We start from the raw sequence: 10,398 nt of genomic DNA, 5'->3' as shown, positions 1-10,398 counted from the left end.
TGGGGGTTAATTCGGAAAAAATAGCACTGGGAAAGCCAGATGCAAAGAGCCCTGCGTGGGGCTGGGCTCTTCTGTTGTGAGCTCAGCCCTTCTTCAGTGCGATGAAAGCACCGCCGACTCCAAAAACAGCACTGTAGCCGGCCCCGCACGGAACGTCGGGTTGTGCTTGGCTGCCTCAAGCATATGCGGAGCGAGATCATGTGCATCAAGCGCTTCTTTTGATGCCCACTTCTTGATCAATACCCTGATCCTGAACATCGACCTGAAGCCGGGCCGGATCAAGAACTGGAGGAAGCCGGTCGCCACCGACATCGAAAAGATGATCGAGGCGAACCAGGAAGGCTGATCAACCAGCGCGGTGTATCGGATATCGCTCAGCCCTCTGTGATGACAGCAGGGTAGTCACCTTGCCCCCAGCCTTAGCGGATTTTGTCGCGGCGTAGACGGGCAACACTCGGAGGGATTCAAGCGACATCCGATGCGGACGAAATCGCGGCGTATATAGCTCGGCCTATAACCTCTCCCGGCAACACCAAAGCGAACTGTCAGTAGCTATCCACCAAGATGAACCGAACTATTTTGCTGCGTAGCTTTTGCAAAGATCCTGCGTCAAAACCACCAGACCCGAGCTTTTGAGAGATTGCACCATAAATTCAATCTCACCTTTGTAAGCGGGGTCTGAGCTAACTTTGCGAGCCTCGGCCTTGGTTGCTTCGTCCGTGTCAGGATCGCTGGCCAGCACGTTTTCGAAAGAGCCATTTAAGGCCGGGTTTGCCTTATTGCAGAGCTGCTCCACTGCAATGAGGGTTACTGCAACTTGATGAGCATCAACAGGCTGACTCGCAAAACAGCTACTGGCAAAGCCGGTGCTGACCAGGGTAAGGCAAAGCGTTGCGTTTCTTACTGAAAACATTCAACAGCCCCTAAACTTTCAAATAAATGAGTATGGCTTTGACCATATCGGCCTAAGGCCATTCAGCTTTACCCCTTCCCGAAAATATCCGCATGCACTGCCCCCGCGCCAATCGGCAACCAGAGGGAGGCATGAGTGTTGACGAATACAGGTGAACCAACGAATGGAGAGAGTCATGGGCAAAGACAACAGCACCCCGGCGTTCCCGAGCGACAGCAATGAATACGGCGCGGTGCTGGGCATGAGCATGCGCGACTACTTCGCCGCAAAAGCGCTTACAGCTTTCATGCAGTGGGAGTTGAGCCAAATGCCGGAAGGTACTGCTGATTCGCGTGGCGCGGCGTCAGCCAGCGGCCGCCAGGGCATGATCAACTACAAATCGCGGAAGAACATCGCACCGGGGAAGATCGGTCAGGCCGTCTGCGGCATCCCGCATCGATGGACTATCTACCTCCGCGCGCTCTGCATCGACGCCCACGGCGACCGGTACAGCAAGTCAGTGGAGATTGCGCCCGATGGGCTCTACCTCTCCGACCACCTGGAAGACGTGATCGAGCATTGCTACAAGGAACTGCGCGATTCTGCAAACCAAAGTCAGATGGTGACCTCGGGATGGATCGCGATTCCCAAAGCGATGTCGCTGGACGAGGCTCACGCCGCGCGGTTCTTCGAAGCGGTCGGCGCCTGGAATCAGCAGAAGGTCGCTGCGTGAAACGAATCCACAAACAGGTCAGCGCGAGACACCGACTAACCTGGCTCGCACTGCCGGCCAGCGAAATAGAAGAGGTAGGCCATGGCCAAATCAGTACAGGAGCGATCAGTCAAGGCTGCGCAGAAGCGCTTGGCGGTCGCGGAGAAGGAATTGCGGCACAAAGTCAGGCCGGGTATCGAGCGGGCCATGGAGCGTATTCGGATGCCCGGCAAGGTGCCGGTCATCAGCGAGGTATTGCAGATCGCTATCATGAAGATGGACTTGATGGCTGACGACGAGCTGATCGAGTTCTTGAGTTATCCACGCCACGAAATCGTGATTAGCGAAAACGTGGCGCGAACGTTTCACAATCGAAGTATGACTGAGATTAGTCGGGACCCAGGCGAAGAAATTGTGCCTCCTATCGCTCAGCCTGCAGAGTCAGAGTTATCGACCCCGGCTCACCCTCTTTGGTGAGACCCGGGATCTGGGTTATCACGTGGCCTTGGAAGCTGCCACCCACTGAAAGAGTGACATCAAACTCACCCTCTAGGGCCGGATCGCCAGCATGACTGTATGTGCCTTCGCGGAGCGTGACCCTGTACACATCGATTTTGTCAGTATCTTCTAAAAAAAGCTCTTCCGGACTTTGTTTTCGGTCATAGAGCGCCGCTCTAGATCCTGTTCCAATTGACAAACGATCTATCTTTAACTTCCCCACGAATTTCTCCTTGATCCGGCTCCATGCCGGTCCCCTTTGATACCCTATATCAACGAACCGTGCCAGCCGGCGAGGCATTTGACATTATCGGTTCGGGGTAGGCTGCAGCAAAGGCATCCGTAAAATTTACCCAATAGAAATTCAAATTACTGAGTCGCATTGAAAGCTCTTGCAGCAAAAAGATGTACTCCTGCTCAGGTAAAGCCGTAGTGCCAAGGCTATTGCGCGTCTGAACTAGAATGCTAGCGACACTTGCCACCAACCCACTGTGAGCAATCACAAGATCGTAAGTACCAAGCTCGTGCGCCGGTAGCAATTTCAATGAATCAAATGATGACTCTATCGAGTGCGAGTACATCAAGTTCCAGTTCATTCTGACAATCATAAAAGAGTGACTGTGCTGCGTAAAACTCACGAAATTGTTTGCAGCATCCACAGCATTTTTCGCTACAGCAAAAAAAGCAGATGCTTGCCTATTACGCTCCTCTGCTCGCTCCGACTGCTGGCGTTCGACCTGCCGATTACTGATTTGGAATGCCCCCCAAATCGCTGCAATCGAACCTAGTGCTTGAGCCCAGCTTGCAAGCTCGCTGCTGCTGAGGTTGAGAAGAGACAAAATAAAAATCACCGCTGCCGCTAAAACAACGTTTTGGACTGAGCACAAAGGCTTGAAAAGACTTTTACCGTAATCGTTCAACATTCCCGCCCCCTATTTTTACTAATTCCGCAAATATACCCGGCGAGGCTCCCCTATGTCCGACATTACCTACGGCTCTGTGTGCAGCGGAATCGAAGCCGCTACCCAGGCCTGGCACCCGCGGGGCATGCGCGCCGCTTGGTTCGCCGAGATTGAGCCGTTCCCCTCGACGGTCCTCGCCCACCATTACCCCGACGTGCCGAACCACGGCGACATGACCAAGCTTGCCGCCCTGGTGCTGGCCGGCAAGATCCCGGCACCGGACGTACTGGTCGGTGGTACCCCGTGCCAGGCCTTCTCAGTCGCCGGCATGCGCGAAGGCCTCACCGACCCGCGCGGCGCCCTCACCATCAAATACGTGGAGCTTGCAGATGCAGTTGACTATGTTCGCGCCGGCCAGCGAAAGTCCGCCAGCGTCATCGTACCCGGCGTCCTCAGCGACAAAGGGAACGCCTTCGGATGCTTTCTTGGCGTGCTTGCTGGGGAAGACTGCGAGCTGCAGCCTTCAGGGAAGAAAGGCAGGACGCTGGTTGTGTGTATGGCCCCAAAAGAACAATCGCGTGGCGGGTCCTGGACGCCCAATATTTCGGCCTGGCCCAACGACGCCGTCGTGTGTTCGTTGTCGCAAATGCTCGAAACGGGTTCGATCCCACCGAGGTACTTTTTGAGTGCGAAGGCATGCGCCGGGATACTGCGCCGCGCCGAGGCCATGCGGAAGCTCCCGCCGGCACTCTTAGAAGCACTGACGGTGGCGGTGATGTTGACCACGCAGTAGCTGGCCATCTTCAGTCAACCGCATTTGGAGGCGGCGCCAACTGTGAACAGACCGAGGTAGCAACTGCTCTCAGCGCGCATCCGGGCGGCACACGGATGGATGCTGAAACCGAGACCTTCATAGTCTCAGCGCCTCTCACCACAAACCCATATGGCGACCACGAGAGTCGGGAAAGTCTTCTTGTCGTGGCGGGCACATTACAAGCGAACGGGAAAGCGGCCGGAAGCGCAACCAATCAGGATGCCGAACAACTGGAAATGAAGAACGCGCGCACATAAATTTCGCACCAGAACTCTTCTCCCACTCCACCGCCCGGGCATGGCCCGGCAAGGACTCTCCATGCCTTACAAAGCAGTGCTATCTAGTTTTGTCAGAGGATCGTCCAATCTCTTCTCGAGTAGGCATGGTCCAGTCGGAGGGCCGCCTGTCATGAACCGACTCCTTCTTCGGATAGCCATCGATTCCAAAACCGATCAGATAAATGGCAAACGCAGCACCGGCCAAAACTGCCCTCGATGTAGGCGAGGCGTCTTTGGAGAACCCTCCAGGCCCGATCGCAACCCAGCCACCACGAAGATAAGCGAACACAGCTTGACCAAACCAGGCTTGCAGCATCAGCACGGTCCAGAAATTTCTCCAGTCCCCCGCGAATCTTACAGTCGCGCTCACCAGCGAGGCGGCAACCATCAACAGTAGTATCAAGTACCGGTAACGTTTCAATAACCCCAGAGCGCCATTTTCCATTTCCATTCAGTTAATTCCCTCACCTATCACGAGGAGCCAGCGGCATGGCCTCATCTGCCCAAATCATTACGCCAAAAAATACTGAGTTCATGTTAGGGGATAAAGAAACTGAAAATGCAACTATCGGCATGACGGTCGTGAATGCCCATGATTTGATAACGAGGGAGGATGCCGCAGTACCAACATTTTCCAAGGTGATGTAAAAAGTGCAGCTGCCATTTCAAACAATCACTGGATTCCGGCGAACACATGCAGATCATCCGTACTGGAACAGTTTTAACTGGCGAATATGCCGGTTGGACGATAAAAATTCTGGATGACCGCGCCGGTGAAACTGGTGGCTATTACCTGTTCTTGGTGCAGGACGAATCAAATGGTTTCGATTCTTGGTTTGAACTCATAGAGCAGTTGCAGCAACAGATTTCAGAACTCAACGTTCGCTGGAATTAACGCCTCACTCATTCGCTTCATCTACCCCCCTACCCCTTCAAAGTAAGCCGCTATAGCGGCAAGGAGCAGTCATGCCCGAAGAAACTGTTTTGCCAGTCGCCCAACCCGGTATCGAGTACGCCTACTCAACCAATGGCGAAGACTGGACCGCAGACTGGTGCTCGTTCATAAGCAAAAACGAAGATTTTTCACCGGGCGACGAATGCCAGCGCGGCGAAATGCACTATGCAGACCCCGCTGAGTTTGTCGATTCAGACGCAGTGATCGACACCATGGCCAACAACGCAAGTTCAAGCGAACTCGGAGAGTGGGCAGACGACTTCCCAAACGTAAGCGCCGATGCCAAGCAAGAGCTGGAAGACCTGCTCGATGCCTGGGCTCGCAAGAACTGCGACTGCTCGTTCTACCGCGTAAAGAACATTGAAACATTCAAGATCGCCCACGAGGACCTGGAACACCTGGACGAGGTGACGCCAGCTTCAACAGGGTGGTGTTCGATCCTCCGCACTTTGTGCGCGCCGGCTGCGAAAGCTGGCTGCGGCTCAAGTATGGGATCCTCACCGATGAGTGGCGCGACGACCTCTGCAAAGGGTTCGCCGAGTGCATCCGCGCTCTGAAGCCAGGCCAGTTCCTGATCTTCAAGTGGAACGAAACCCAGATCCGGGTCAGCGAAATTCTTGCCCTTACCGATGATCAGCCGCTGTTTGGCCACAAATCCGGCAAGCGCGAGAAAACGCACTGGATCACATTTATGAAGGGTGCGAAAGATAAATAGTCGGGAAACCGACACCCCTGTACATCAACCATTGAGGCTCACCCCACAAGGAATGCCTCATGAAACATTTCGCAGAAGCAGTCATCGCAATTGCGTCAGTACAAACTCGCAAGTCTAGGAATCGCTTCTTCCGAGAATACGACCGATGGACAGACCGCCTGCTTCGGCTTGGCCTCATCGACCTTGAAGAGCGCCAGGATTTGCGGCGGCACATCGCAGGGGCATATCTCGCAACCTTGATGTAGAGATCCCGAATCCCTTCTCTATAAGCCTGCCGGAAAACGGCGGGCTACCTTCTGCCGCCCAGCGCGGCAAGGACACCTTATGTTGCGCTTGCGCTGGGACAAGGCGCGGGAAAAAGCTCAGCAGAACGCCATCGAATAAGGCGATCCGACACTCGCGACCAAGATTGGAGGGTTTCAGTTCCGCGACATACGGCCGAAGGCGGCCTCGGAAATCATCGATATCGGCGATGCAAGCCTGCTGCTGGGACACAGCAAACAGGAGATCACAAAGAGGGTTTACAGGAGGATCGGGGCGACCGCGAAACCGTCCAAATAGGCAAAGTTTCGGAACGCCTGCCAAAAACCGCCTTTTCCTGCGCAAACCCCAGAAACGCAAAAGCCCCGCTTTCGCGGGGCTTTTGTGTAAATCTTGGCGGGAAACCAGGGATTCGAACCCTGGGAACGCTATTAACGTTCGCCGGTTTTCAAGACTGCCGACTTAACAATATAAATCAACAACTTAGCCGTTAATAGTTTCCGCACTTGAGCAATTTTAGATGCCCTACAAGCCGCGCAGATCAAGGCGCACGCATCAGGTTGCGGAAATGATTTTCACCCCTCCCCCGGCGTCCTGCCGATCGAACACAATTGCCAATAATCGTAGTGAAACATCCAAAGCCCGCTGATAGTCTCCAGCTACGTTCGTCAGCCATTTAGGGATGTAGGCGAAAATAGAAGCCCTGGGGCCGCGAACCTCCGGGGCTTTGCTTTTCTACTTTGCGACCGCATAAATTGCCAACGATACGGCCGCGACCCAGGAAGCAGCCAAAATGTGAGGCGAGCACAACCTCAAGCAGTAGTGCTGATCATCGATCCGGTGCTTTTGCCACCCTCAGCAGTTACTGCCTGCAATAAAGCAGAAGTCACTGTCTGCAAAGCAGCTGCAGTCGCTGAAATCTGCGTTTGGGCCGCCGCCACCGCAACAGCTTTAGCTTCTGGACTTTGGTTGCTTGACTGCGCTCTTTGCAAGGCTTGCTGCTGCTGTTGAAGTTGCTTTTGCAACTTCTCAATTTGCTTCTTAAGCTCCTTGATGGTGTCGGACTGCTGTGTGCTCGACGCCTCCTTGACGCCTTCACTAGATGAGGTTGTAGCGCTTTTCTCGAAACTGACGGTCAGGCCGCTAGAGCTTTCAGTTTTTGCACCCTCACCAATTTCGGCAGTGGTTTGACTGCTCGGCATTGCAGGGGAACTGCTGATATTCACAAGCATGCTATACATCCATTTACAGTTTAGATTTACATATATCGGTCCCCTCGCTGATTACTTGAAGGACACAGCTCTCCTTCGCACTATTGAGAAATACCCCTGACATAAGCCTGGCAAGCCCGTAGCGCGATCAGTCCTTGGTCACCGTCACCGGTGATGGCGACAATTCGTTGAGCATGCGCTGGGTCAAGTTGGGCGCGCGCGGCTCCATGAACCACGCCGACGGCGCCGGGGGTGGCAGGCACGTTGCAGCCACTGGCTGAATCCGCGGCGTCGAGAAGGACTGACAGCCGCAGATCAGAAGTGGCAAGGCGATCGCGCAGAACAGCCTGGTTGCGTTGGGCATCGGATAATTCCCTGGTGTGTTGTTGGTCCTGGCCGGCGAGCTGCTGCTCCAGGGCCAGGCGCTTATCGGTCTCGGCGCGCGCCTGTTTGGCTGCTGCCGCACTGACCAGGCCGAGGTCCTTCTGGAATTCGCCGGCCTGCTCGGCGAGCTTCTTGCCCATCCGCCAGTCCTGCACCTGCCAGGCGCCGCCAAAGCCGATGGCCATCGCCAGCAGGATCGCGGCCAGGATCTGCCCGGGCGTCACGACATCACCCCGCCCGCCAGCCGGTACTGCTTCAGCAGATCCTCCAGGCGGTGTTCGCGCTGCCCGTATCCCGCGCCGGGCAGGCTGGCCCAGATGTTCCGGCACTTCGCGATAGCCGTTTCGATCCGCCCGGCCACCACGTCGGGCAAAGCCCTGCACTCGCGGATGTGCTGCAGCGCCAGAAGGTCTTGGCTGATCGGGCTGAAGTCAGGCAGCTTGAGCAGCGCCTTGTAGTGCGGCCAGTCCTTCAGCATCTGCTGGTATCGGCCGGAAGCATTGGACGTCAGCCCCTTGCTGTTGATGACCTTCGACGCGCGCCCCTTGGCGAACGGGTGATCTGTGAAGTCTTTGAACACCTCGGGCTTTCGATCGATACCAGTGACGATCACGTCGTAGCCATCCATGGCAGTGGCTGGAGATGTGCTGGTGCCCTCGGACCAGGCGAGCATGTCCAGGAACGCCAACGTGTTACGGCCGCCGGCGAGTGATTCGGAAAGTCGTGCCATTGCTTTTCTCCAGACAAAAAAATGCCCGCTCGTGGCGGGCGAAAAATCAATGAGTTAATACAAAGGTGGATGTCTCGTCAGAGTGATCTATCCTCAAGAGGACTGAGCTATGCATTCATCAGCGGCGCATATGAAGTTTTAGCTGCAAGACATATAGCCTCAGCCAACACTCAATAACTGGAGTGAATATATGAACGCCATAACTGGAAAACGGTCTAAATTTTTTGCTGTATGCGGTGGCGCCTTTTGCGCAGCTCTCTCGCTCTATGCATTCGCAGTGGACTTTCAAACTACATGCCCAACCGAAGGCAACAGGGTTCTTTGTACCGGCACACAGCAAGATTGCATTAAATCCGGTCAAGAGCACGCTTTCAAAACGGGACATCAAACCATAACTAAGCCATACCCCTAGAAACTAGTTAAAGGGCGGCTTAAGTAGTGCCGCCTCATCTCACGCATACACACCACATGGCTATCTCTCCAGTAAACACAAACCAGCTCATAGCGGGTGGCGGTGTTCGGCAGAAACTCAAGACGCTGGTAGAGGGCTCAGCCGGTTGATGGTTGCGCGGGCGGCTGTGCGTGCCTCTTTGATGTCGTCCGGGATGGGCGTGCCATCCTCAAGCAGGGCGAAGGCATGCCAGTTGGTTTCCTTCAGGTATGCGTGGGCCCGCTCCAGGCTGACCTCATTCGCACGATCCTGCTCTGTCTTGACCGGTTCAAGCTTGCTCCAGTCCACCATTTTCTTGTTCCTCCTGAGTTTCTGGTAGCTCAATCACGGGCGGCGCGGGTGGCGAGGTGTCGGGGAACTTTACCGGACCGCTGCGCGCTTCGATTACGATTGGCTCTACTGGATTGCGGTATTCCTCGGGGCTGTTCCAATCGACAGGTAGTCGAAGGGTGAAGTACAAGGTCTTGCCCTTGCGCTCAACGTATTCAGTTTCAACGAAGAACTTATTACCAACCGCACTACCAGGAAGTCGATAACCGTCAGGGATGACTGACAAGTCTATAGCCTCACCATTAATGGTAATAACGTCGCCATTAACAGACGCTTCAAGCGGCCACTCGACAAGGTCTGGCCAAAGTTTAATTTTCATTATTTCCACCGCCCAGAAACTTGAATTGCGCCTGTGAACGTCTGCGCCGTTGCGCCGTTGCGAAGTAAAACTCTTACAGTTGTTGCCGAGGTTAAAATGCCCATTGCGCCGCCAACGTCCCACGTCATAGATGGCGCTGGTGATGCGCTAACTGTTGCAAAGTAGCTAACGTTAAGGACGTTTGGAATTGTTACATCAAGATAGCCATTGCTATTTGCCGCTATTGTTGCGCTGGTCGGTATTGGGCCAATAAGTTCGATCTTGCCGTTTGCATATTTAAAAATATCAAACCCTGAAACGGTAGTTCTAGACATTAACCCGCCGCTTGCCGGATCAACAAAGGCGTTTACATCATCATATATTTTTGCCCAGGTGCCAGACACTCCACCTGCCCGCCCTCGACGATATAGATTTCCGGTTCGCCAGTCCCCCAGCATCTGATAAACAAACGATCCAGTAGTCTCATAGCTAAGGCTTATCAGTGCGCCGTCCGTAGCCCCTGTAGGATATGAACCGCCCTGCCCCCCGTAGGAGAATGATGCGCCCGACATTAAGGTTAACGCTGCATCGGGAGTGTTTGACCTGTTCTGTAACTGCCCACCCACCCCGCCATACCCCACGGTCATTAGTCGGCCAGGGTTGACGTCATTGGTCGCCCCAACCGGAACCAGGCCCAAGGCTGCCTGAGCGGCTGCCTGCGTCTTCCCGCCAGTGCCACCTCGCTCCAATGGCAGCGGTGCGGCAGGCGTGCCAATGCCCTGATAGAGCTCCAAGGTCATCGCATTTATCTTCGAACTCGCCACGCGCGGCGTGTCGCCACCGAGACCTGTAGGCGGCGTACCGAGAATAATTTCTTGTCTTGCCATGGTTTTCTCCAGGCGAAAAAATACCCGCATAGCGGGTGGTGTAGATCAATTGATGAGTGCCCGATCAGGTGCCGGGGAGT

At 54.8% G+C, this 10,398-nt stretch carries 15 protein-coding genes and 3 pseudogenes; 8 read left to right on the top strand and 10 right to left on the bottom strand.

What is annotated here, in order from left to right:
- Positions 1 to 93 precede the first annotated feature (93 nt).
- Positions 94 to 240: a hypothetical protein gene (locus tag C5F70_RS06545; protein WP_226926172.1), complete on the bottom strand. Its 147-nt coding sequence runs from the start codon at positions 238 to 240 to the stop codon at positions 94 to 96.
- 334 nt (positions 241 to 574) lie between these two features.
- Complete coding sequence (locus C5F70_RS06540; protein ID WP_104902959.1) at positions 575 to 913, bottom strand: hypothetical protein; 339 nt, start codon at positions 911 to 913, stop codon at positions 575 to 577.
- Positions 914 to 1,220: 307 nt separating this feature from the next.
- Between C5F70_RS06540 and C5F70_RS06535 the strand changes: the two genes are divergently transcribed.
- Complete coding sequence (locus C5F70_RS06535; RefSeq protein WP_307847780.1) at positions 1,221 to 1,625, top strand: hypothetical protein; 405 nt, start codon at positions 1,221 to 1,223, stop codon at positions 1,623 to 1,625.
- 81 nt (positions 1,626 to 1,706) lie between these two features.
- Positions 1,707 to 2,081, top strand: coding sequence for a hypothetical protein (locus C5F70_RS06530; protein WP_104902958.1), 375 nt, complete (start codon positions 1,707 to 1,709; stop codon positions 2,079 to 2,081).
- Positions 2,082 to 2,374: 293 nt separating this feature from the next.
- Here the strand turns inward: C5F70_RS06530 and C5F70_RS06525 are convergent, their stop codons facing one another.
- Positions 2,375 to 3,025 carry a hypothetical protein gene (locus C5F70_RS06525; protein ID WP_104902957.1) on the bottom strand — a complete coding sequence of 217 codons (651 nt, stop codon included), beginning with the start codon at positions 3,023 to 3,025 and terminating at the stop codon, positions 2,375 to 2,377.
- A gap of 52 nt (positions 3,026 to 3,077) precedes the next feature.
- On the opposite strand from C5F70_RS06525, the pseudogene C5F70_RS06520 reads away from it, so the two are divergent.
- Positions 3,078 to 4,045: pseudogene (locus C5F70_RS06520) on the top strand (DNA cytosine methyltransferase); the annotation flags it as partial.
- A gap of 109 nt (positions 4,046 to 4,154) precedes the next feature.
- Here the strand turns inward: C5F70_RS06520 and C5F70_RS06515 are convergent.
- Positions 4,155 to 4,547, bottom strand: a complete 393-nt coding sequence (locus tag C5F70_RS06515; protein ID WP_104902956.1) for a hypothetical protein — start codon at positions 4,545 to 4,547, stop codon at positions 4,155 to 4,157.
- 38 nt (positions 4,548 to 4,585) lie between these two features.
- On the opposite strand from C5F70_RS06515, the gene C5F70_RS30515 reads away from it, so the two are divergent.
- The 5 genes and pseudogenes from C5F70_RS30515 to C5F70_RS30970 all read left to right on the top strand — a co-directional run.
- Positions 4,586 to 4,744, top strand: coding sequence for a hypothetical protein (locus C5F70_RS30515; protein WP_156179900.1), 159 nt, complete (start codon positions 4,586 to 4,588; stop codon positions 4,742 to 4,744).
- Between the two features lie 46 nt (positions 4,745 to 4,790).
- Complete coding sequence (locus C5F70_RS06510) at positions 4,791 to 4,991, top strand: hypothetical protein (protein WP_046383003.1); 201 nt, start codon at positions 4,791 to 4,793, stop codon at positions 4,989 to 4,991.
- A 469-nt stretch (positions 4,992 to 5,460) separates the two neighbouring features.
- Positions 5,461 to 5,766 (top strand): annotated as a pseudogene (locus C5F70_RS30975) (SAM-dependent methyltransferase); the annotation flags it as partial.
- Between the two features lie 59 nt (positions 5,767 to 5,825).
- Positions 5,826 to 6,011, top strand: coding sequence for a hypothetical protein (locus C5F70_RS06500; protein ID WP_104902955.1), 186 nt, complete (start codon positions 5,826 to 5,828; stop codon positions 6,009 to 6,011).
- 73 nt (positions 6,012 to 6,084) lie between these two features.
- Positions 6,085 to 6,327: pseudogene (locus C5F70_RS30970) on the top strand (integrase); the annotation flags it as partial.
- A 512-nt stretch (positions 6,328 to 6,839) separates the two neighbouring features.
- Here C5F70_RS30970 and C5F70_RS06490 read toward each other — a convergent pair.
- The 6 genes from C5F70_RS06490 to C5F70_RS30505 all read right to left on the bottom strand — a co-directional run bounded on the left by C5F70_RS06490 (position 6,840) and on the right by C5F70_RS30505 (position 10,318).
- The gene (locus C5F70_RS06490; RefSeq protein ID WP_177410549.1) at positions 6,840 to 7,259 is read right to left on the bottom strand and encodes a hypothetical protein; all 420 of its coding nucleotides are present in this window, start codon (positions 7,257 to 7,259) and stop codon (positions 6,840 to 6,842) included.
- Positions 7,260 to 7,339: 80 nt separating this feature from the next.
- Positions 7,340 to 7,846 carry a lysis system i-spanin subunit Rz gene (locus C5F70_RS06485; RefSeq protein ID WP_104902954.1) on the bottom strand — a complete coding sequence of 169 codons (507 nt, stop codon included), beginning with the start codon at positions 7,844 to 7,846 and terminating at the stop codon, positions 7,340 to 7,342.
- Positions 7,843 to 8,352, bottom strand: a complete 510-nt coding sequence (locus C5F70_RS06480; RefSeq protein ID WP_104902953.1) for a glycoside hydrolase family 104 protein — start codon at positions 8,350 to 8,352, stop codon at positions 7,843 to 7,845. Before C5F70_RS06480 ends, C5F70_RS06485 begins: the two co-directional genes overlap by 4 nt.
- A gap of 529 nt (positions 8,353 to 8,881) precedes the next feature.
- A complete protein-coding gene (locus C5F70_RS06475) occupies positions 8,882 to 9,094 on the bottom strand; it encodes a hypothetical protein (protein WP_104902952.1) in 213 nt (70 codons plus the stop codon).
- Positions 9,072 to 9,452 (bottom strand): hypothetical protein, encoded by a 381-nt coding sequence (locus tag C5F70_RS06470; protein WP_104902951.1) that lies wholly within the window; start codon positions 9,450 to 9,452, stop codon positions 9,072 to 9,074. The genes C5F70_RS06475 and C5F70_RS06470 overlap by 23 nt, the downstream gene beginning before the upstream one ends.
- Positions 9,452 to 10,318, bottom strand: coding sequence for a hypothetical protein (locus C5F70_RS30505; RefSeq protein WP_158683842.1), 867 nt, complete (start codon positions 10,316 to 10,318; stop codon positions 9,452 to 9,454). The genes C5F70_RS06470 and C5F70_RS30505 overlap by 1 nt, the downstream gene beginning before the upstream one ends.
- Positions 10,319 to 10,398 lie beyond the last annotated feature (80 nt).

Source organism: Pseudomonas sp. LH1G9 (genome assembly GCF_002949975.1).
In the GTDB taxonomy this organism is placed as follows: Bacteria; Pseudomonadota; Gammaproteobacteria; order Pseudomonadales; family Pseudomonadaceae; genus Aquipseudomonas; species Aquipseudomonas veronii.
Note: the sequence above shows the minus strand (reverse complement) of the source record. Positions and strands in the feature narration are given on the sequence as shown.

What these genes read in the sequence shown, in the direction of transcription:
- C5F70_RS06540 (WP_104902959.1), bottom strand. Translation starts at nt 913, where the DNA reads ATGTTTTCAGTAAGAAACGCAACGCTTTGCCTTACCCTGGTCAGCACC.
- C5F70_RS06535 (WP_307847780.1), top strand. Translation starts at nt 1,221, where the DNA reads ATGCCGGAAGGTACTGCTGATTCGCGTGGCGCGGCGTCAGCCAGCGGC.
- C5F70_RS06530 (WP_104902958.1), top strand. Translation starts at nt 1,707, where the DNA reads ATGGCCAAATCAGTACAGGAGCGATCAGTCAAGGCTGCGCAGAAGCGC.
- C5F70_RS06525 (WP_104902957.1), bottom strand. Translation starts at nt 3,025, where the DNA reads ATGTTGAACGATTACGGTAAAAGTCTTTTCAAGCCTTTGTGCTCAGTC.
- C5F70_RS06515 (WP_104902956.1), bottom strand. Translation starts at nt 4,547, where the DNA reads ATGGAAATGGAAAATGGCGCTCTGGGGTTATTGAAACGTTACCGGTAC.
- C5F70_RS30515 (WP_156179900.1), top strand. Translation starts at nt 4,586, where the DNA reads ATGGCCTCATCTGCCCAAATCATTACGCCAAAAAATACTGAGTTCATG.
- C5F70_RS06510 (WP_046383003.1), top strand. Translation starts at nt 4,791, where the DNA reads ATGCAGATCATCCGTACTGGAACAGTTTTAACTGGCGAATATGCCGGT.
- C5F70_RS06500 (WP_104902955.1), top strand. Translation starts at nt 5,826, where the DNA reads ATGAAACATTTCGCAGAAGCAGTCATCGCAATTGCGTCAGTACAAACT.
- C5F70_RS06490 (WP_177410549.1), bottom strand. Translation starts at nt 7,259, where the DNA reads ATGCTTGTGAATATCAGCAGTTCCCCTGCAATGCCGAGCAGTCAAACC.
- C5F70_RS06480 (WP_104902953.1), bottom strand. Translation starts at nt 8,352, where the DNA reads ATGGCACGACTTTCCGAATCACTCGCCGGCGGCCGTAACACGTTGGCG.
- C5F70_RS06475 (WP_104902952.1), bottom strand. Translation starts at nt 9,094, where the DNA reads ATGGTGGACTGGAGCAAGCTTGAACCGGTCAAGACAGAGCAGGATCGT.
- C5F70_RS06470 (WP_104902951.1), bottom strand. Translation starts at nt 9,452, where the DNA reads ATGAAAATTAAACTTTGGCCAGACCTTGTCGAGTGGCCGCTTGAAGCG.
- C5F70_RS30505 (WP_158683842.1), bottom strand. Translation starts at nt 10,318, where the DNA reads ATGGCAAGACAAGAAATTATTCTCGGTACGCCGCCTACAGGTCTCGGT.